A 20,605-nucleotide genomic window follows, 5' to 3' on the forward strand; every position below is an offset into this window, starting at 1 on the left:
CCTGTGGAGAGGGGGGCGGGCAGGAGATATCTTGATGTCAAGCAATGTTGCAGACGTGGAGCGGAGCACCCGGTGACTGACTCGACCATCATCTATACGCACACCGACGAGGCCCCTGCCCTGGCGACCTACTCGTTCCTGCCCGTCGTCGAGGCATACGCCTCGACCGCAGGGGTCACGGTGGAGAGCCGCGACATCTCCCTGGCGGGCAGGATCATCGCCAGCTTCCCGGAGCACCTCGAGGCCGGTCAGCGTATCGATGACGCACTCGCCGAGCTCGGCGAGCTGGCCAAGGCTCCCGGCGCCAACATCATCAAGCTGCCGAACGTCTCGGCGTCGATCCCGCAGCTGAAGGCCGCGATCGCGGAGCTCCAGGGGCAGGGCTACGCGCTTCCGGACTACCCGGACGAGGCGAAGACCGACGCGGACAAGGACGTCCGCGCGCGCTACGACAAGATCAAGGGCAGCGCGGTCAACCCCGTCCTGCGTGAGGGCAACTCCGACCGCCGGGCCCCCGCCTCGGTCAAGAACTACGCGAAGGCGCACCCGCACCGCATGGGCGCCTGGACGGCCGACTCGAAGACCAACGTCGCCACCATGGGCGTCGACGACTTCCGGTCCACCGAGAAGTCCGTCGTCGTCACCGAGGCCGGCACCCTGCGCATCGAGCTCGTGGGCGACGACGGCACCACCACCGTCCTGCGCGAGTCGGTACCCGTCCTGGCGGGCGAGGTCGTCGACGCCGCCGTGATGCGGGTGGCCGCGCTGCGCGAGTTCTTCACCGCGCAGATCGCCAAGGCCAAGGCCGAGGGCGTGCTGTTCTCCGTGCACCTCAAGGCCACGATGATGAAGGTCTCCGACCCGATCATCTTCGGTCACGTGGTGCGTGCGTTCTTCCCGAAGACGTTCGCCGAGTTCGGCGAGGTGCTCGCCGGGGCCGGCCTGACCCCGAACGACGGTCTCGGCGGCATCCTCAAGGGCCTGGAGGCCCTGCCCGAGGGCGCGAAGATCAAGGCTTCCTTCGAGGCCGAGCTCGCCGAGGGCCCCGCCCTGGCGATGGTCGACTCCGACAAGGGCATCACGAACCTGCACGTCCCCAGCGACGTGATCGTCGACGCCTCCATGCCGGCCATGATCCGCACCTCCGGTCACATGTGGGGTCCGGACGGCCAGGAGGCCGACACCCTCGCCGTCCTGCCGGACAGCAGCTACGCGGGCGTCTACCAGGTCGTCATCGACGACTGCCGTGCGAACGGCGCCTACGACCCGGCCACGATGGGATCGGTGTCCAACGTCGGCCTCATGGCGCAGAAGGCCGAGGAGTACGGCAGCCACGACAAGACCTTCGAGATCCCGACCACGGGTACGGTGCGGGTCCTGGACGCCGCAGGCAACGCGGTGCTGGAGCAGGCCGTCGGCGCCGGTGACATCTTCCGGATGTGCCAGGCCAAGGACCTGCCGATCCAGGACTGGGTCAAACTCGCCGTCACCCGCGCCCGCGCGACCGGCAACCCGGCCGTGTTCTGGCTCGACGAGGACCGCGCGCACGACGCCGAGCTCATCGAGAAGGTCCGGACGTACCTCGCCGACCACGACACCGACGGTCTCCGGATCGAGATCATGTCGCCGGTGAAGGCCACCGCGTTCTCCCTGGAGCGCATCCGCCGCGGCGAGGACACCGTGTCGGTCACCGGCAACGTGCTGCGTGACTACCTGACCGACCTCTTCCCGATCCTCGAACTGGGCACCAGCGCGAAGATGCTCTCCGTCGTTCCGCTCATGAACGGCGGCGGGCTGTTCGAGACGGGCGCCGGCGGCTCCGCGCCGAAGCACGTCCAGCAGCTCGTCAAGGAGAACTACCTGCGCTGGGACAGCCTGGGTGAGTTCCTCGCCCTCGCGGTCAGCTTCGAGCACCTCGCGCAGACGACGGACAACGCCCGCGCCCAGGTCCTCGCGGACACGCTGGACCGTGCGACGGCCACGTTCCTCAACGAGGACAAGTCGCCCAGCCGCAGGCTCGGCGGCATCGACAACCGGGGCAGCCACTTCTACCTGGCGCTCTACTGGGCGCAGGAGCTGGCACAGCAGACGGCGGACGCCAAGCTCGCCGAAGCGTTCTCGACACTGGCCAAGACGCTGGCCGAGCAGGAGCGGACGATCGTCGACGAGCTGATCGCCGTGCAGGGCTCGCCGGTCGACATCGGCGGCTACTACCAGCCCGACCCGACGAAGGCCGAGGCCGTCATGCGTCCGTCGGCGACCTTCAACAAGGCCATCGCGACGCTGGGCTGATCCGGCGGCGCGCTCCCGGAGACCCTGAAGCGCAAGCACCGCCCCGGCAGGCACCCGCCTGCCGGGGCGGTCTGCGTCGCGGCCCGGGAGGTCTCAGGGCACCCGGGCCGCCTACCCGGAGGTGTCGGACCCGACCCGGAACCCCGCCTCCGGCCGATGTGTCCGCACCATGCGTCGTACGGGCCAGTTCTGCCTCGACGATTCGGCCGGCCATCCCGACGCCGAGGAAGGAGCCGCGTGTCGGGACCGAGCCCTCGTAAGCAGCGGCGCGGACCGGAGGAGTCGGCCGCAGATGCCGAGTTCATAACCTCGAACGTCGACCAGTCTTATGAACTTCTGAGCCATCTTTCCCGCGATGATCGATCCGTCCCGAGCGCGTCGGCCGGGAAGACCTGCGGCTGGAGCGCCGGGAGGCGGGAACAGCTTCTCCCGCGCGGCGGCCGGGTCGGTCGCCGGTGTCGCCCGAAGTGAGGCGGTACGCATTCCGCATGTGACAAGAACCTTGTCAGCCCCGAGCGAGCGGCCCTATCCTCGCGAACAGAAAGCGCTTTCCTCGTTCGCGAGCCTCGTTCCGGTTGATGCGGTTTCCATCGCATCGACCGCGACTTTCGCATGGGCCGGTACCGGCGCGGCGGAACCGTCGGCCCGGCCGCGTCGAGGAAGGCGCCCGCAACCGGACCGACGAGGGACTGCCCAGCGGCAGGACGCAGTCTCGAAAGTTCATGGATATGACCAGCGTACGAGTATCAGCACCCAGAGTTCGAAGACGAATCGGGAGATGGATATGAGACGACCAGTCGCACTGCGACTTTCTGCGGCGCTCGCCACGACGGCCCTGGCGGCCGCGGCCGGTGTGCTCGTGTCGATGCCCTCGGCATCGGCGGCAGTGACCGGCAGTGCCACCGGCTACGCGAGCCAGAACGGTGGGACCACCGGCGGTGCGGGCGGGCAGACCGTGCGAGCCACCACCGGCACCGCGATCCATGCGGCCCTGTGCGGCCGGGCCAGCGCCAGCACCCCGATCACCATCGAGGTCGAGGGCACCATCAACCACGGCAACACCGCCAAGGTTTCCGGCGACAGCTGCAACACCGCCGCCGGCGTGATCGAGCTCAAGCAGATCAGCAACGTCTCGATCGTCGGCGTCGGCAGCGGAGCCGTCTTCGACCAGCTGGGCATCCACATCCGCGAGTCCAGCAACATCATCATCCAGAACGTGACGGTCAAGAACGTCAAGAAGTCGGGCTCCCCCACGTCCAACGGCGGTGACGCCATCGGCATGGAGAGCGACGTCCGCAACGTCTGGGTCGACCACACCACCCTCGAGGCGTCGGGCGGTGAGTCGGAGGGTTACGACGGCCTCTTCGACATGAAGGACAACACCCAGTACGTGACGCTGTCGTACAGCACCTTGCGGAACTCCGGCCGCGGAGGCCTCATCGGCTCCAGCGAGACCGAGCTCTCCAACGGCTTCGTGACCTACCACCACAACCTGTACGAGAACATCGACTCCCGTGCACCCTTGCTGCGCGGCGGCATCGCCCACATGTACAACAACTACTACGTGAAGCTCAACGAGTCCGGGATCAACTCCCGGGCCGGGGCCCGCGCCAAGGTGGACAACAACTACTTCAAGGACTCCAAGGACGTCCTGGGCACCTTCTACACGGACGCGGCCGGCTACTGGCAGGTCGCCGGCAACATCTTCGACAACGTGACCTGGTCCGCCCCCGGTACCGACACGAAGCCCGCCGGGCCCAACGTGCAGTCCACGACCACGGTCAGCATCCCCTACTCCTTCCGCCTCGACGCGGCCAACTGCGTGCCGAGCGTCGTCGGCCAGACGGCAGGGGCCAACAAGGGCCTGAAGGTGTCGGACGGAAGCTGCACGCCGCAGAACCCGTCACCGAACCCGACCACTCCCACCCCGGACCCCACCACCCCCACGCCCGACCCCACCACCCCCACGCCTGACCCGACCCAGCCCAGCGGGACCAACCTCAGCATCGGCGCCGGCGCCGACGGTTCCAGCAAGGCCGACGGGACGAGCTTCGGCAACGTGCGTGACGGCAGCCTGAGCACCTACTGGTCGCCGGCCGGCTCGACCGGTTCCGTCTCGATCAAGTGGTCCTCCGCCACCGCCGTGGCCGGCATCAACATCCGGGAGGCGGCAGGTTCCGCGGGCAGCATCGGATCCTGGAGGGTCCTCAACGGCGACACCGGTGCCGTCCTGAAATCCGGCACCGGCGCGGGCGCCATCTCGATTCCGCAGACCTCGCTGAAGAAGATCACGTTCGAGATCACCGGCTCGACCGGAACGCCGAAGGTCGCCGAATTCGAGACCTACGCGGGCTAGTTGACGCGGTCCCGTTGTCCGGGACCGGCAGCATCCGGATCCACCGGGCCCGAGGCGGCGTACGGGGCAGTGACCTCGCGGCCGCCCTCCGCTCCTCGTCGCCCCGATCGGGGGCCGTCGCATACGACGGCCCCCGATTCGTTGTGCAGGAACAGAAGGTGACGTCACAGCAGCTGTCGGCCGCACCGCCCGGAGCGGCTGGTGGAACAGGCCGCCGTTCGCGGTGAGGTGATGGCCTGTTTCCGGCCAGCGAGTCTCCCCGGGGGCCGGATTTCGCCTTCTATTTAGGTTAGGCTAACCTCAGCCGGGTGATCGTGACTGCACCCGACCGAGAAGAATCGCCACCGCCTCACCGCGCCGTGGCAGACCCCGGCGTTCCCGTCGTCGGCGCTGATGCCCCGTCCGGCCTCGCCGCCACGGGAGTCACGGTCGCCTATGACGGCGTCGACGTCGTACACGAAGCGGACCTCCGTCTTCCACGAGGACAGGTCACCGCGCTGATCGGCCCGAACGGGAGTGGGAAGTCCACCCTGTTGCGCGCCGTGGCGCGCCTGCACCGGGCTCGGAGCGGCAGTGTGACCGTCGGCGGCGACGAGGACCCGATCGACGCCCTCGCGCTCTCGCGCACCGATTTCGCCCGGCGTGTCACGTTGCTCGCGCAGAGCCGCACGACCCCGGCCGGTCTCAGCGTCCGCGAGGTGGTGGGCTTCGGACGGCACCCGTACCGCAGCCGGATGCGGGGGAGCGATCCGGACGGCGCGCGGCTCGTCGAGCACGCCCTGGCCGTCACGAACGTCACCGATCTCGCCGACCGCGGCGTCGAGAGTCTCTCCGGCGGTCAGCTGCAACGCGTCTGGTTCGCCTGCTGCCTGGCACAGGACACCGACGTACTGCTCCTCGACGAACCGACGACCTACCTCGACCTCCGCTACCAGGTGGAGATCCTGGACCTCATCAGGAACCTGGCCGACACGCACGGCGTGACGATCGGGGTGGTCCTGCACGACCTGGACCAGGCAGCCGCAGTGGCGGACCAGGTCGTCCTGCTTTCCTCCGGTCGCGTCGCCGCTGCCGGAACTCCCGCCCAGGTGTACGAACCCGGGCTCCTGACCGACACCTACGGCATCCGTATCGAGGTCGAACCCGATCCCTCGACGGGCATCCCCCGCACCCGCGCGGTGGGAAGACACCACCTTCGGCTCGAAAGGCCCTGAACTTCCATGACGACCAAGCACTGGGCATGGCCCGTGATCGCCGGCACCGCGGCGCTGACCCTCGTCGGCTGCGGTACCACCGAGGCGCCCGAGGAGGCGTCCGCCTCCGACTCCACGCTGACCGTCACCGATGCGCGCGGCACGAAGGTCAAGCTTGACGGGCCGGCCAAGCGTGTCGTCGGCACCGAGTGGAACGTCGTCGAATCGCTCATCACGCTGGGCGTCGACCCGGTCGGCGTCGCCGACGTGAAGGGGTACAGGGCCTACGACACCGCGGCGCCGCTGACCGGCAGCGTCAAGGACATAGGTACCCGCGGCGAACCCAGCGTCGACACGGTCGCCGCTCTGAAGCCCGACCTCATCGTCGCGACGACCGACCTGCCGGATGCCGCCGTCAAGCAGCTCTCCAAGGTGGCCCCGCTCATCGTGGTGAAGGCGGCGGATGCCGGCCGGCAGATCGACCAGATGACCGACAACGTCAACCTCATCGCCGAGGCCACCGGAACCCAGGACAAGGCGAAGACCGAGATCGCCGCCTTCCGCAAGAAGCTCGCCGACGGCAAGAAGGAACTCGCCACCGCCGGCCTGGGCGGCGAAGAGGTCGCCTTCGCCGACGGCTGGAAGGAAGGAAGCCAGGTATCGGTGCGCCCGTACGTGAAGGGAGCGCTGCTCACCGACATCAACACCGAACTCGGTCTGGTCAGTCCCTGGGCCATGAAGGGCGACGAGGGCTACGGCCTGGCTGCGACGGACGTCGAAGGGCTCACGAAGATCGGCGACGCCCAGTTCGTCTACATCACCAACAGCGCGGACACCGCCGACCCGTTCGCCGACGGTCTCAAGGACAACGCCGTGTGGAAGTCGCTGCCCTTCGTGAAGAACGGCGACGTCCACCGACTGCCCGACGGCATCTGGATGTTCGGCGGCACGGCGTCGATGACGCAGTACGTCGACGCGCTTGTGGACGCACTGACCAAGTGAACGTGAGCACCCTTACGACGAAGGCCGAGCCGGCGTCGTCGACCGCCCCGACGGAGGACGCGTCGTCCGTCGGGGCCGTCCGGCCCGCCCGCCGTGGGCCCCTCTTCCTCCTCGCGCTCGGGGCGCTGTCCGCCCTGCTCGCCCTGGCTGTCGTGCACATCAGCCAAGGCACGGCGCCCGTCGGACTGCACACCCTCTGGCGTGCCCTCGCCACCCTGTGGGCCGACACCGACGGGGACCACCAGGCGGACGCCGTACTGGTGGCCTCCCGGCTGCCGCGGCTCGCCGCGGGGCTGGTCGTCGGCTGCGCCCTGGGCGCGGCCGGAGCCGTGCTGCAGTCGGTGTCCCGCAACGTGCTGGCCTCGCCCGACACGCTCGCCGTGAACGCCGGCGCCTACTTCGCGGTCGTCGTCGTCGCCGCGTTCGGCATCAGCCTGCCGCCCGTCCTGTCCGGCGGCACGGCCCTGATCGGCGGACTCCTCGCCGCCGGGATCGTGCTGGGACTCGCCCGCGCCGGAGCGGGAACCACCCGGCTCGTACTCGCTGGATCGGCGCTCACTCTCGGGCTCAGCGGTCTGAGCCACATGCTCCTCCTCCTGCGCCCCCAGCAGACCACCGGTCTCTACGCCTGGGGCAACGGCTCCCTGGCGCAGATCGGCATGCAGACGATCGACCGGCTCGCCCCGGTCGCGGTCCTCGCGCTGATCGGGCTGATCGTGCTCGGCAGGCGGCTCGACATCCTCGCCCTCGGTGACGACGGCGCCGTCGTGGTCGGAGTCAGCCCGCGCATGACGCGGGCAACGGCCGTCGTCCTGGCCGTGGTTCTCTCCGCCGTCTCCGTCACCGTCGCCGGACCCATCGGCTTCGTCGGACTCTGCGCGCCTGCGATCGTCCGGCTGGCCGGCGCCAAGGTGCCCGCGCTCATCCGGCACCGCGCTTTCATCCCGGCTTCGGCGGTGGCGGGCGTCCTCGTCGTGCTCGGCGCCGATGTGCTGCTGCGCGCCGTCTTCGGTGCCCAGGCGGGCGCGTCCGTGCCGACCGGCATCGTGACGAGCTTCTTCGGTGCCGCAGTGCTCGTCTTCCTCGCCCACCGGTCCCGCGGAGGCGGATCCACCGGCCCCGAGGCGGCCTTCGCCCGGCTGCGCAGTCGACGCGCGTTCGTCGTCACCCTCGCGGTGGTGACCACCGCTCTCGTCCTCGCGGTCGTCGCGGCGACCCTCCTCGGCGATACCCCCCTGCTGCTCGGCGACGTGGGGAACTGGCTGACCGGCCGGTCCGGGAGGCTCGTCACCTTCGTACTCGACACCCGCATGCCGCGGATCGCCGCGGCACTGCTCGCCGGTGCCGCGCTGGCGACCGCGGGGGCGGTGGTGCAGGCCGTCTCACGGAACCCGCTCGCCGAACCGGGCATCCTCGGGGTCGTCGGGGGAGCGGGAGTCGGCGCCGTCATCACACTGACCGTCGTCCCGCTCGCGAGCTTCTGGCTCATCAGCGGATCGGCGCTCGCGGGGGCGGCAGCCGCCGCCGCGCTGGTCTTCGGACTCGCGGCGCGGCGCGGACTCGAACAGGACCGGCTGGTGCTGATCGGTATCGGTGTCTCCGCGGGTACTGCGGCGCTCGTCAGTCTGATGATCGTGCTCACCGACCCGTACAACGGGACCAAGGCGCTCATCTGGCTCTCCGGCTCGACCTACGGGCGCACGTTCCCCGAGGTCCTCCCGGTCCTCGCGGCACTCGCCGTGTCGCTGCCGGTTCTCGCCGTCAGGCGCCGGGAGCTCGACCTCATCGGTCTGGACGCGGACACACCGAGGCTGCTCGGGATCCGGCTCGGCAGGGCGCGGCTGGGGCTGCTCGGCATCGCCGTCGTCCTCACCGCGGCCGCGGTGGCCGCGGTGGGTGTGATCGGCTTCGTCGGACTGGTGGCACCGCACGCGGCGCGCGCCCTGGTGGGCCAGCGTCACGGGCGGGTGCTTCCGGTGGCCGCGCTGATGGGCTCCCTGCTGGTGGTCGTCGCCGACACCATCGGCCGTACGGTCATCGCACCCGCACAGATTTCGGTGGGCGTCCTCACGGCGGTGATCGGAGCCCCGTACTTCGGCTGGCTGCTGTGGCGGTCCAAGGCCGACCGATAGGCGTACGGATGGCGGGCCCCGTCGCTTCCCCGTGCCCAGGCTCCGGCCGGGCCGGCAAAGCCTCGGCGGCCCGCTTCCGCATGTGTGCTGTCACCACGTATCAATTGTCAGGTACCTGACTTTCTCCGGGCGCCTTCCTTGCCGGCGCATCCGAATGCGTCGGGTGACCGGCTCCCACCTGCACAGTTCAGGCAATCCGTGCATCCCTGGGCGACCTGCCCGCGCCGTTACCCGATCGTCAGAATTATCCGTCCGCTATGTGGGAGACCCCCTTGCACTGCGGACTGTATGCGAAATACGGTCTGCGATATTCCTTTGATCACTCCTGGCAGGAGGTAGGCCTTCGTGCGCCGAAAAGCGGTAGCCATGGTGGCGGTTGCCCTGGTGTTCCTGACCTCGGGCTGCGCTTCGCTGCAGTCCTCGGCGACCGAGGTCGGCGGTGTACGGAAGACCGATGAACGGTCCGTGCGCGACGGCGGGACCATCACGGTGGCTCTCAACTCGGATCCCGACAAGCTCGACCCCACGCTCGCCCAGACGCTCGTGGGCCGCACCGTCTTCGCGGGCATGTGCGAGAAGCTCTACGACATCGACGAGGACGGCACCCTCGTGCCGCAGCTCGCCGCAGCACTGCCCACCACCTCGGCCGACGGCCTCACGGTCACGGTCCAGGTGCGCTCCGGCCTCACCTTCAGCGACGGAACGGCGCTCGACGCCGACGCCGTGGCCACCTCACTGCTGCGCCACCGCGACCTCCCCGGCTCGGCACGCGGTACGGAGCTCGCTCCGGCCCGCACCATCGAAGCCACCGGTCCGCACACCGTACGGATCGTGCTCGACCATCCCTATGTCCCCCTCACCGGCGTGCTCGCCGACCGCTCCGGGATGGTGATGTCGCCGACCGCGCTCAAGAAGTACGGGAAGAACTTCACCAACCACCCGTCCTGCGTCGGCCCCTTCCGCTTCGTCGAGCGGGTCGGCGGCGACCGGATCGTCCTGGAGAAGGACCCCCACTACTACGACGCCGCCGCGGTGCACCTCGACCGGGTCATCTACAAGCCCATCCCCGACGGCAACGTCAGGCTGGCCAATCTGCGCTCCGGCGACCTCCAGATCGGCGACCAGATGGCCCCGGTCGACGTGCAGAGCGCACTCACCGAGCCCAAGCTCCAGCTCTTCAACTCGCCCTCGCTCGGCTACCAGGGCATCGGCATCAACGTCGGCAACGTCAACGGCCTCGGCGAGAAGCCCGGAAAGATCGACACCCCCCTGGGCCGCGACGTCCGGGTCCGGGAAGCCTTCGAGCTCGCCATCGACCGTGACCTGATCAACAAGGTCGTCTTCCAGGGCATGCATGAACCGGCCTGCGGCCCGATCTCCCCGCAGTCCGCCATCGCCCCCGGCGGACCGGCGCAGGACTGCCCCAAGCGCGACGTCGCCAAGGCGAAGAAGCTGCTCAAGGAGGCCGGGGTGAAAACCCCCGTCAAGATCGAACTGAAGACCTCCACCACCCCGGAACAGGGGCGTGTCGGCCAGGTCCTGCAGGCCATGGTCAAGGAGGCCGGCTTCGAACTCTCCCTGCGGCCCACCGAGTACGCCACGATGCTGGCCGAGACGGACGCAGGGAAGTACGACGTCTTCACCAGCGGCTGGTCCGGCCGGCTCGACCCGGACGGCAACGTCTCCAACTTCCTCAAGACGGCAGGCGCGATGAACGCCTACGGTCTGGGCGACCCGGCGATCGACAAGCTGATCGCCGAAGGCCGCTCCGTCGCGGACCCGGCGAAGCGCGCCGGGATCTACGACGAACTGACCCGCAAGGTCCGGGACGCCCACGCGCTGATCTACCTCTACCGGCAGAAGAACTACGTCGTCGCCAGCAAGGACGTCGCGGGCATCCGCGTCTACGGCGACGGACTGGTACGTGTCACAACTGCGGGGTACACACGATGACCAAGTACTTGCTGACGCGCCTGCGCCAGTCCCTGATCACCCTCTTCCTCGTCAGCATGGTCGTCTTCGCGGGGATCCGGGCGCTGCCCGGCGACCCGGCACTCGCCCTCGCCGGTGAGGAACGAAGCCCCGAGGCGCTCGCCGCGATCCGCGAGAGCTACGGACTGAACGACAACATCGTCGTCCAGTACGCCCGGTTCATCGGCCACGCGCTCACCGGCGACCTCGGGACCTCCTCCCGTACCGGACTGCCCGTGAGTGACGCCATCGCCCAGGCCCTGCCCGTCACCCTGGAACTCGCCGCGCTCTCCCTCCTCCTCGCGGTCGTCGTCGGCATCGGCGCCGGCGTGGTCGCCGCGGTCCGCCGCGGCAGGCCGGAGGAGTGGCTCGCCAACGCCATCGCGCTGATCGGCCTCTCCATCCCGACCTTCTGGCTCGGCATCGTGCTCGTCCTCGGACTCGCCATCGCCGTCCCCGTCTTCGCCGCCTCGGGTTACGTCCCCTTCGGCACCGACCCGGTCGACAACCTGCGCCGCATGGTGCTCCCCGCGATCGTCCTCGGATCAGGGCTCGCCGCCGTCGTGATGCGGCAGACCCGGGCCGCGATGCTCGACTCGCTGTCCGCCGACTACGTCCGTACGGCACGCGCCAAGGGCCTCTCCCGGCGCGAGGTCATCGGCGGTCACGCCCTGCGGAACTCACTCGTCACCGTGGTCACCGTCCTCGGCCTGCAGCTCGGCCATCTGATCTCGGGGGCCGTCGTCACCGAGCAGATCTTCGTCCTGCCCGGGTTCGGCAAGCTCACCATCGACGCCGTCTTCACCCGTGACTACGCGACGCTGCAGGCCGTGGTGCTCTGCACCTCGGCCGCGTACATCCTCATCAACCTGCTGGTCGACGTGATCTATTCGGTCATCGACCCGCGCATCCGGCTCGGAGGTGCCCGGTGACCACAGTTACCCCCTCGCTCCCCGCCACGCCGAAGGTCACCGGGCGGCGTGCCGGCGGCGGAAGGCTGCGGGCCCTGCGGAAGAACCGGCTCGCCCTCACCGGCGGGATCATCGCGGCCGTCTTCATCCTGGTCGCACTGTTCGCCCCGCTCATCGCCCCGTACGACCCCTCGCAGCCGGACTTCGGCAACGTACTCGCAGAACCCGGCGGGGCCCACTGGCTCGGCACCGACGACCTCGGCCGCGACCAGCTGTCCCGCATCGTGTTCGGGGCACGGGCCTCCATGCAGGTCGGTCTCGTCGCCGTCGTGCTGGCGTTCGTCATCGGCGTACCGCTCGGGCTCATCGGCGGCTACTACGGGAAGTTCGCCGACGGTGCGATCTCCCGGCTCACCGACACGATGCTGGCGTTCCCGTTCCTGGTACTCGCCGTCGGGCTCGCCGCCATCCTCGGCCCGTCGCTGACCAACGCGACCATCGCGATCGGCATCTCGCAGATCCCCGCGGTCATCCGCATCACCCGCGCCGAGACGCTGCGGCTCAAGCACGTCGACTACGTCGCGGCAGCCATCGCCAACGGCGGTGGCGACGGCACCGTGCTGTTCCGTCACATCCTGCCCAACGCCACCTCCGCCCTGATCGTCCAGGCGACCGTCGGCATCCCCGCCGCGATCATCGGCGAGGCACTGCTCAGCTTCCTGGGCCTCGGCGTCCAGCCGCCCGACCCCTCGCTCGGCGTGATGCTGTCCGGCGCCCAGTCCTTCCTGGCCCCGGCCCCCTGGCTCGCGGTCTTCCCCGGTCTGGCGATCGTCGCGGCGACGCTGGCCTTCAATCTGCTCGGCGACGGGCTGCGTGACGTCCTCGACCCCCGTGGAGGAACCCGATGACCGGAACACCCGTGCGCGAACCCATCCTGAGCGTGCGCGACCTGTCGGTGTCCTTCCGCTCCGACTCCCGCACCGTGCACGCCGTCGACGGGGTCTCCTACGACCTGGCCCCCGGCGAAGTCCTCGCCGTGGTGGGGGAGTCGGGCTGCGGCAAGTCCGTGACCTCGATGGCCGTGATGGGGCTGCTGCCCCCCACCGCACACATCGGCGGATCCATACGGCTCGCCGGCCGTGAGCTGGTCGGGGCATCCGAGAAGGAGCTCCAGAAGGTCCGCGGCAAGGACATCGCGATGATCTTCCAGGAGCCGATGACCTCGCTGAACCCGGTCCTCACCATCGGCCGGCAGATCGGCGAGGTGGTCCGCAGGCACCAGGGGCTGAGCAAGAAGGAGGCCAGGGCGCGTGCCGTGGAACTCCTCGAACTCGTCGGCATCCCCGCCCCGCTGCGCCGCATCGACGAATACCCGCACCAGCTCTCCGGCGGCATGCGCCAGCGGGTGATGATCGCGATCGCCGTGGCCTGCGACCCGGCGGTACTCATCGCGGACGAGCCGACGACAGCGCTGGACGTGACCGTGCAGGCCGGGATCCTCGAGGTCCTGCAGTCGCTGCGCGAGCGGCTCGGCACCGCCATCGTCCTGGTCACGCACGACCTCGGTGTGGTCGCGGACGCCGCCGACCGGGTGCTCGTGATGTACGCGGGACGGGGTGTCGAACAGGCCCCGGTCCACGATCTGTTCGGCTCGGGACGCCACCCCTACACCCGGGGTCTGCTGGGCGCCGTACTGCGGCCCGGCGGCGAGGGCAAGCGGCGGCTCCCCGAGATCCCCGGCCTGGTCCCCAGCCTCGACACCCAGCCCGACGCCTGCACGTTCGCGCCGCGCTGCGCACGCGCCGACGACACCTGTACCTCGTCCCGGCCCGGCCTCACGGCCGTCGACCTGCAGGCGGGCGCCGACGCGGCGCACCGGGCCGCCTGCTGGCACCCCCACACCGCGGACCCGGCCGGAGTGCCCGCCGCCGGAGAGACCGCGCGAACCATCCAGGAGGCCGGAAAGTGACCACAGCGCAGACCGTCCCCGCACCGCGCGGGAGCGACGACGAGAACGCGCCCGCCCCACAGGGGCCGGTGCTCGAGATCGACGCCATGGAACGGCACTTCGGTGCCTCCGGCGGCGGTACCGTCCGCGCCGTCGACGGCGTCTCGATCACGATCGGCCGCGGTGAGGTCGTCGGCCTCGTCGGCGAGTCGGGCAGTGGCAAGTCGACCGTGGGCCGCTGCGCCGTGCGCCTCGACGAACCCACCGGCGGCAGCGTCCGCATCAACGGCACCGACATCACCCACCTCTCGCGCCGGGCCCTGCGGCCGCTGCGCAAGGACTTCCACCTGGTTTTCCAGGACCCGTCGTCCTCGCTCGACCCCCGCATGACCATCGGCGAGATCATCGCCGAACCGCTGAGACTGAACCGGCAGGCCCGCGGTCCCGCCGTGCGCGCCCGGGTCGAGGAGCTCCTCGCCCAGGTCGGCCTGCGCCCCGAGCACGCCGACCGGCATCCGCACGAGCTCTCCGGCGGGCAGCGCCAGCGCATCTCGATCGCCCGAGCGCTCTCCTGCGACCCCGACCTGGTGGTCGCCGACGAGCCGACATCGGCCCTGGACGTCTCGGTCCAGGCCTCCGTCCTCAACCTCCTCGCCGACCTCCAGCGCGACCGCGGTTTCGGCTGCCTCTTCATCACCCACGACCTGGCGGCCGTCGAGTTCCTCGCCGACCGGATCGCCGTGATGTACCTCGGCCAGATCGTCGAGCAGGCCCCGACCGCCGAACTGTTCGCCGCACCCAAGCACCCGTACACCCAGGCCCTGCTCTCCGCCGCCCCCGTCCCGGACCCGGTCGACCAGCGCTCCCGCCGGCGCATCGTGCTCCACGGCGAGCTGCCCAGCCCGCTGGACCCGCCGGCCGGCTGCCGCTTCCACACCCGTTGCCCGCTCGCCACCGACCGGTGCCGCACCGAGGTGCCCGTCCTGCGCGAGCTGCCCGGCGGGCGTCAGGTCTCCTGCCACCTCGTCGACGACGACGGGGCGGCCCCGGACGCGGCGGCACCGGTTGTCGTGGCCCCGGCCGCGGCACCCTGATTCGTCGTCCTTACGATCCGAACAGCGCACCTCACAGCATCACCGCACCAAGGAGCCCTATCCCGTGTTCACCACCAGGCCCACCCTCCAGGGCACCTTCGGCATGGTGTCCTCCACCCACTGGCTCGCCTCGCAGTCCGCGATGGCAGTGCTGGAGGACGGCGGCAACGCCTACGACGCGGCCGTCGCCGCCGGATTCGTCCTGCACGTCGTCGAACCGCACCTCAACGGGCCCGCCGGTGAGGTGCCGATGATCCTGGCGCCCAGGGACGGCGACGTACAGGTCCTGTGCGGCCAGGGCCCGGCGCCCGCGGGGGCGACCATCGACCACTACCGCGGACTCGGCCTCGAGCTCGTTCCCGGCACCGGTCCCCTCGCGGCCGCCGTGCCCGGCGCGTTCGACGCCTGGATGGTGCTCCTGCGTGACCACGGCACCAAGACGCTCGCCGAGGTGCTGCGGTACGCGATCGGGTACGCCGAGGACGGCCACGCACCGGTCGAGCGGATCGGGCAGACCGTCGAGACGGTCCGCGAGCTGTTCGAGAACGAATGGCAGTCGTCCGCCGAGGTGTACCTGCCCGGCGGGAAGTCCCCCGAGCCCGGTGAGCTGTTCCGCAATCCCGCACTCGCCGCGACCTGGCGGCGCCTGCAGACCGAGGCCGAGGAGACCGGCGGCGGCGACCGCGTCGCGCAGATCGAGGCCGCCCGAAAGGTCTGGAGCGAGGGCTTCATCGCCGAGGCGCTCGTCCGCCAGGCCGCCGTACCCACCCTGGACACCAGCGGCGCCCACCACACAGGCACCCTCACCGCCGCCGACCTGGCCGGCTGGTCCGCGTCGTACGAGGCCCCGGCCACGTACGACTGGAACGGCTGGACCCTGGCCAAGGCGGGCGGCTGGAGCCAGGGCCCCGCCTTCCTCCAGCAGCTCGCCCTGCTGCCGGCCGAGCTGCCCGCCTACGGCTCCGCCGACTACGTCCACCTCCTCGTCGAGGGCTGCAAGCTCGCCATGGCCGACCGCGAGGCCTGGTACGGCGACGCCACCGACGTACCCCTCGACGTGCTGCTCTCCGAGCCGTACAACGCGGCACGCCGCGCCCTCGTCACCTCCGAGGCCTCGCGCGAGCTGCGCCCCGGCAGCCCCGGGGGCCGTACCCCCGTCCTCAGCGCCCATGCCCACGCCGTCGCCTCCGGCGAGTCCGGCTTCGACGCCATGGGCATACCGGCCGCGGGCGCGGGCGAGCCGACCGTCGCCAAGGACGGTGCGACCCGCGGCGACACCTGCCACCTCGACGTCGTCGACCGCTGGGGCAACATGGTCTCCGCCACCCCCAGCGGTGGCTGGCTCCAGTCCAACCCGGTCGTGCCCGAGCTCGGCTTCCCGCTCGGCACCCGCCTCCAGATGGCCTGGCTCGACGAGGGACTGCCCAACTCCCTCACCCCGGGCCGCCGCCCCCGGACCACCCTGACCCCGTCCCTCGCGCTCCGCGACGGCGTCCCGGTCCTGGCGTTCGGTACGCCGGGCGGTGACCAGCAGGATCAGTGGCAGCTCCACTTCTTCCTTGCCGTCGCACTGCGCTCCGAGGTCCGTGGCGGCCTCGATCTGCAGGGCGCCATCGACGCCCCGAACTGGCACAACGACAGCTTCCCCGGCTCCTTCTTCCCTCGGGGCATGCGGCCCGGCAGCATGACCGTCGAGGAGGGGATGGACCCGGAGGTCATCGAGGAGCTGCGCCGACGCGGCCACGACGTGACGGTCGGTGACCCGTGGTCCGAGGGGCGCATGTGCGCCGTCGCCCGGGACCCGGAGACCGGAGTGCTGTCCGCCGCCGCCAATCCGCGCGGCATGCAGGGGTACGCGGTCGGGCGCTGACCGCCCACCTGCGATGTCCCTCGGCGACCGTGCTTAGCTGGAGGCATGATCGATGACTTCCTCGCTGCGGACGCAGGGAACCTGACCGAGGTCGAGGCGGCGGTCCGCGCAGCGGCCGCCGCCGAGATCATGCCGCGGTACCGGCAGCTCGCCACCCACGAGATCGTGCAGAAGAGCGGCCCGCACGACCTGGTCACCGCGGCCGACCGGCGTGCCGAGGAGCACCTCACCGCTTCGCTGACCAGGCTCCTGCCCGGCTCGGCCGTCGTCGGCGAGGAGGCCGTCCACGCCGACCCGTCGGTGTACGACGCGCTGGGCGAGGACGCGCCCGTCTGGATCGTCGACCCGGTCGACGGCACCCGCCAGTTCGTCCACGGCGAACCCGGCTTCTGCACCCTGGTGGCCCTCGCCCACCGAGGCGAGGTGCTCGCCTCCTGGACTTACGCCCCCGCGCTGGGTGAGATGGCCATCGCCGTACGAGGCCGCGGCGCCACGCTCAACGGCACGCCTATGCACAGCGGTTCGCCCGTGGCGGGCGCCGTCCTCAGGGTGGCGATGTCCCACCCCGACTACACCTCCGACGCCCAGAAGCGTGCGCTGCTCGGCCTGCGCACCGAAGGCATCGAGGCGCGCCCCTGCGGATCGGCGGGCCTCGAGTACCTCGCCGTCGCCCGCGGTGCGCAGGACGCCGTCGCCTTCAACTGGGAACTGGCCTGGGACCACGCGGCGGGCCTGCTCCTGGTCGCCGAGGCGGGCGGTACCCAGGCCACGCTCGCCGGGGTCCCGTACCGCATCACCGGCGGCAACGCCCTCCCCTTCACGGCTGCCCGCGACGCGGCGACGGCCGAAGCCGTCCTCACCGCGCTGCGCACCGGCACGTCCGCCTCAGGACCCTCCGGCGCCTGAGGCCGCCTCGCCGCCGTCCAGCACCCGCTGGACCTCCCGTACGACTCCGGCAGCCGTCTCCACCGCATCCGCGTCCAGGCCGCGCAGTGCCCGGGAGACCCGGTCCGCGAAGCCGGCCGGGGTGTCCGGGAGGAGGGCGGCCGCCGCGAGCGCGCCCTTCTCGTTGAGGCACCAGGTGCGGTGGTGGGCGTGGAGGGACTGGGCGAGGACGCCGAACGCCGTCGACAGGCACAGGGCCACGTGGAGCGTGTCACCGGACGGGGCGGACTTGCGGGCAGAGGCCACGGAGAAGCCGGCTTCCCACGCGGCGTCGACGAGCGCCTTGCGCAAGGGCTCCGGGTAGGAGCCCATCGTCTCCTGAAGGACCGTCAACTCCCCGTACGGGTCGTCGAGTACGCGCCCGAGCGCGACCTCACCCACATAACAGGGGGACCAGAAGCCCAGCGGGTGGCCGGGCTGGACGCCCACCTCGAAGCGGCCCTCACGGCAGTCGGACCAGACCGACTCGACCCGGTCCAGATCGCGCAGGATCCAGTCGACCGCGACGCCGTCCACCGTGAGCCACGCACCGCCGTTGACCCACGGTCCCCAGCCGCCGGGCCCCGCGACCGCCACCGGGGAACCCTGCACCTCGGACGCCAGTGCGGTCAGTCCGGCCAGGTCGGGGGTGCCGCGGTAGTAGACACCCAGGTCCCAGTCGGAATCCGGCCGGTGGGTGCCACGGGCCCGGCTGCCGCCGAGGACGACGGCGGTGACACCGGGCAGCGCGGCAAGCCGGGAAGCCATCGCGGAGACGGCGGGAGAAGGTGCGGATGCGTTGTTCATCGGCCAGGAGGCTACCCGCGGGCCGGTTGTCGGCGCGCCCGAATATCCTGGGTGTCCTGGCCACCGGCTGACAAAGGAGTCCGAAGGTGCCATCGATGCTGGATGCCGTCGTCGTGGGGGCGGGCCCCAACGGGCTGACGGCCGCGGCAGAACTGGCCCGCCGCGGCTTCGCCGTCGAGGTCTTCGAAGCTGCGGAGACCGTCGGAGGGGGTGCCCGCACCGAGGAGCTCACCCTTCCGGGCTTCCGGCACGATCCGTGTTCCGCCGTGCACCCTCTGGGTATCGGCTCGCCCGCCTTCGACGCGATGCCGCTGGCCCGGCACGGCCTCGAATGGCTGCAGCCCCAGCTGGCGCTCGCCCACCCCTTCCCCGACGGATCCGCCGCCGTGCTCACCCGGTCGGTGGGGGAGAGCGCCATGTCGCTCGGCCCCGAGGACGCGGGCGCGTACCGCAGGCTGGTCGCGCCCTACACCGGCCACTGGGACACACTCGCCGCGGACTTCCTGCGCACCCCGTGGGACGGGCTGCCCCGTGACCCGTACCGCTGGGCGCGCTTCGGCCTCGACGCGATCCAGCCCGCCACGCTCCTCTCCCGCCGGTTCAAGGGCGCCAGGGCGCGCGGACTCATCGCCGGGCTCGCCGCCCACGCCATCGCACCCACCAGCGGCCTCGCGACGAGCGGAGTCGCGCTGATGTTCGCGCTCGCCGCACACGAGAAGGGCTGGCCCGTGCCCCGCGGCGGCTCGCAGGCCATCTCCGACGCCCTCGCCTCGTACCTGCGTGCACAGGGGGGTGCGATCCGTACGGGCATCGAGGTGAAGCGCCTCGACGAGCTTCCGCCCGCCCGTGCGTACATCTTCGACACCTCTCCCGCCGCACTCGCCCGCATCGCCGGACTCGGCAGCGCCTACGACCGCTACCGCTACGGCGCCTCCTGCTTCAAGATCGACTACGCCCTGTCGGGCCCCGTCCCGTGGACCGCGGAGGAGGCCAGGCGGGCCGGCACGGTTCATGTCGGCCCCACGGCCGGTGAGATCGACGCCGCCCTGCGCGCCGCCGTGTCGGGCCGCGACCCGGACGTCCCCTTCCTGATCACCGCACAACCGAGCCTCGTCGACCCGTCCCGCGCCCCCGAGGGCCGCCATGTCTTCTGGGTGTACGGACACGTCCCCGCGGGCTGGGAGGGCGACGCGACGGAGGTCATCGAGCGGCAGCTGGAGCGTTTCGCCCCCGGATTCCGCGATCTCGTCCTCGCCCGCGCTATCGCCGGCCCGCCCCAACTCGCGGTGCGCAACGCCAATTACGTGGGCGGAGACATCGCGACCGGAGCGTTCGCCGGACTCCAGACGGTGATACGCCCCAAACTCGCCCGCGTCCCGTACGCCACCGCCCACCCAGCGGTCTTCCTCTGTTCCTCGGCCACCCCGCCCGGCCCCGGCGTGCACGGAATGTCCGGCCATCACGCGGCGAAGGCGGTGTGGCGCCGTCTGCGGGCCACGTGAGCGTCCCGCACGGCCCCGCCCGGCAACGGCATGATGTGCGCATGAGCAGATCTGAGGCCGTCACCGTCACCCTGGCCCGCGGCGACATCACCCGTCAGAAGGCCGACGCCCTTGTCAACGCCGCGAATTCGAGTCTCCTCGGCGGGGGCGGCGTCGACGGCGCGATCCACCGCCGCGGCGGCCCGGAGATTCTGGCCGCCTGCCGTGAACTGCGCGCGTCGCAGTACGGCAAGGGGCTGCCGACCGGCAGGGCCGTAGCCACCACCGCAGGCCGGCTCGACGCCACGTGGGTCATCCACACCGTCGGTCCGGTCTGGAGCGGCGCCGAGGACCGGTCGGAGCTGCTCGCCTCCTGCTACCGCGAATCCCTGCGCGTGGCAGCGGAGTTGGGTGCGCGCACGGTGGTGTTCCCGGCCGTGTCCACCGGCATCTTCGGCTGGCCCATGGACGACGGCGCCCGCATCGCCGTCCGTACCGTGCTCGCCGAGGCGGCTCCGCCGGTCGAGGAGGTGCGCTTCGTGCTGTTCGACGCACACGCCTACGTGGAGTTCGAGGAGGCCCTGGCAGCGCAAGGCTGATGTCGGATTTCCGCCAGCCCTACTG

The 20,605-nt window shown here is 70.9% G+C and carries 15 protein-coding genes; 14 read left to right on the forward strand and 1 reads right to left on the reverse strand.

Annotation, left to right across the window (positions count from 1 at the left end; genetic code table 11):
* The first annotated feature begins 72 nt into the window (after window positions 1-72).
* The 12 genes from ABZS61_RS29290 (at window position 73) to ABZS61_RS29345 (ending at window position 17,675) form a co-directional block, all read left to right on the forward strand.
* A complete protein-coding gene (locus tag ABZS61_RS29290) occupies window positions 73-2,292 on the forward strand; it encodes an NADP-dependent isocitrate dehydrogenase (protein ID WP_356427684.1) in 2,220 nt (739 codons plus the stop codon).
* Window positions 2,293-3,076: 784 nt separating this feature from the next.
* Complete coding sequence (locus ABZS61_RS29295; RefSeq protein ID WP_356427687.1) at window positions 3,077-4,648, forward strand: pectate lyase; 1,572 nt, start codon at window positions 3,077-3,079, stop codon at window positions 4,646-4,648.
* Between the two features lie 359 nt (window positions 4,649-5,007).
* Window positions 5,008-5,862, forward strand: a complete 855-nt coding sequence (locus ABZS61_RS29300; protein WP_356427690.1) for an ABC transporter ATP-binding protein — start codon at window positions 5,008-5,010, stop codon at window positions 5,860-5,862.
* Window positions 5,863-5,868: 6 nt separating this feature from the next.
* The gene (locus tag ABZS61_RS29305) at window positions 5,869-6,843 is read left to right on the forward strand and encodes an iron-siderophore ABC transporter substrate-binding protein (protein WP_356427694.1); all 975 of its coding nucleotides are present in this window, start codon (window positions 5,869-5,871) and stop codon (window positions 6,841-6,843) included.
* On the forward strand, window positions 6,840-8,975 hold the full coding sequence (locus ABZS61_RS29310) for an iron ABC transporter permease (protein ID WP_356427697.1): 2,136 nt from the start codon (window positions 6,840-6,842) through the stop codon (window positions 8,973-8,975). The genes ABZS61_RS29305 and ABZS61_RS29310 overlap by 4 nt, the downstream gene beginning before the upstream one ends.
* 345 nt (window positions 8,976-9,320) lie before the next feature.
* The gene (locus ABZS61_RS29315) at window positions 9,321-10,928 is read left to right on the forward strand and encodes an ABC transporter substrate-binding protein (RefSeq protein WP_356427700.1); all 1,608 of its coding nucleotides are present in this window, start codon (window positions 9,321-9,323) and stop codon (window positions 10,926-10,928) included.
* Window positions 10,925-11,878 carry an ABC transporter permease gene (locus tag ABZS61_RS29320; protein WP_329205880.1) on the forward strand — a complete coding sequence of 318 codons (954 nt, stop codon included), beginning with the start codon at window positions 10,925-10,927 and terminating at the stop codon, window positions 11,876-11,878. The genes ABZS61_RS29315 and ABZS61_RS29320 overlap by 4 nt, the downstream gene beginning before the upstream one ends.
* Window positions 11,879-11,943: 65 nt before the next feature.
* Complete coding sequence (locus ABZS61_RS29325; RefSeq protein ID WP_356427892.1) at window positions 11,944-12,765, forward strand: ABC transporter permease; 822 nt, start codon at window positions 11,944-11,946, stop codon at window positions 12,763-12,765.
* Window positions 12,762-13,826 (forward strand): ABC transporter ATP-binding protein, encoded by a 1,065-nt coding sequence (locus ABZS61_RS29330; protein WP_356427703.1) that lies wholly within the window; start codon window positions 12,762-12,764, stop codon window positions 13,824-13,826. Before ABZS61_RS29325 ends, ABZS61_RS29330 begins: the two co-directional genes overlap by 4 nt.
* Before the next feature lie 86 nt (window positions 13,827-13,912).
* Window positions 13,913-14,899: an oligopeptide/dipeptide ABC transporter ATP-binding protein gene (locus ABZS61_RS29335; protein WP_356427895.1), complete on the forward strand. Its 987-nt coding sequence runs from the start codon at window positions 13,913-13,915 to the stop codon at window positions 14,897-14,899.
* Between the two features lie 64 nt (window positions 14,900-14,963).
* Window positions 14,964-16,769: a gamma-glutamyltransferase gene (locus ABZS61_RS29340; protein ID WP_356427706.1), complete on the forward strand. Its 1,806-nt coding sequence runs from the start codon at window positions 14,964-14,966 to the stop codon at window positions 16,767-16,769.
* A 45-nt stretch (window positions 16,770-16,814) separates the two neighbouring features.
* Window positions 16,815-17,675 carry an inositol monophosphatase family protein gene (locus ABZS61_RS29345; protein WP_356427708.1) on the forward strand — a complete coding sequence of 287 codons (861 nt, stop codon included), beginning with the start codon at window positions 16,815-16,817 and terminating at the stop codon, window positions 17,673-17,675.
* Here the strand turns inward: ABZS61_RS29345 and ABZS61_RS29350 are convergent.
* A complete protein-coding gene (locus ABZS61_RS29350; RefSeq protein ID WP_356427710.1) occupies window positions 17,655-18,500 on the reverse strand; it encodes a nucleotidyltransferase domain-containing protein in 846 nt (281 codons plus the stop codon). The genes ABZS61_RS29345 and ABZS61_RS29350 overlap by 21 nt on opposite strands.
* An 86-nt stretch (window positions 18,501-18,586) precedes the next feature.
* On the opposite strand from ABZS61_RS29350, the gene ABZS61_RS29355 reads away from it, so the two are divergent.
* Window positions 18,587-20,002 carry an NAD(P)/FAD-dependent oxidoreductase gene (locus ABZS61_RS29355; RefSeq protein ID WP_356427712.1) on the forward strand — a complete coding sequence of 472 codons (1,416 nt, stop codon included), beginning with the start codon at window positions 18,587-18,589 and terminating at the stop codon, window positions 20,000-20,002.
* Window positions 20,003-20,043: 41 nt separating this feature from the next.
* Window positions 20,044-20,580: an O-acetyl-ADP-ribose deacetylase gene (locus ABZS61_RS29360; RefSeq protein WP_356427714.1), complete on the forward strand. Its 537-nt coding sequence runs from the start codon at window positions 20,044-20,046 to the stop codon at window positions 20,578-20,580.
* Window positions 20,581-20,605 lie beyond the last annotated feature (25 nt).

This window comes from Streptomyces sp. NPDC005566, assembly GCF_040605575.1.
GTDB lineage: Bacteria > Actinomycetota > Actinomycetes > Streptomycetales > Streptomycetaceae > Streptomyces.

Bases quoted from the DNA above. Each gene is read 5' to 3' on its own strand.
- ABZS61_RS29295 (WP_356427687.1), top strand. From the start codon at position 3,077: ATGAGACGACCAGTCGCACTGCGACTTTCTGCGGCGCTCGCCACGACG.
- ABZS61_RS29305 (WP_356427694.1), top strand. From the start codon at position 5,869: ATGACGACCAAGCACTGGGCATGGCCCGTGATCGCCGGCACCGCGGCG.
- ABZS61_RS29320 (WP_329205880.1), top strand. From the start codon at position 10,925: ATGACCAAGTACTTGCTGACGCGCCTGCGCCAGTCCCTGATCACCCTC.
- ABZS61_RS29330 (WP_356427703.1), top strand. From the start codon at position 12,762: ATGACCGGAACACCCGTGCGCGAACCCATCCTGAGCGTGCGCGACCTG.
- ABZS61_RS29335 (WP_356427895.1), top strand. From the start codon at position 13,913: ATGGAACGGCACTTCGGTGCCTCCGGCGGCGGTACCGTCCGCGCCGTC.
- ABZS61_RS29345 (WP_356427708.1), top strand. From the start codon at position 16,815: ATGATCGATGACTTCCTCGCTGCGGACGCAGGGAACCTGACCGAGGTC.
- ABZS61_RS29350 (WP_356427710.1), bottom strand. From the start codon at position 18,500: ATGAACAACGCATCCGCACCTTCTCCCGCCGTCTCCGCGATGGCTTCC.
- ABZS61_RS29360 (WP_356427714.1), top strand. From the start codon at position 20,044: ATGAGCAGATCTGAGGCCGTCACCGTCACCCTGGCCCGCGGCGACATC.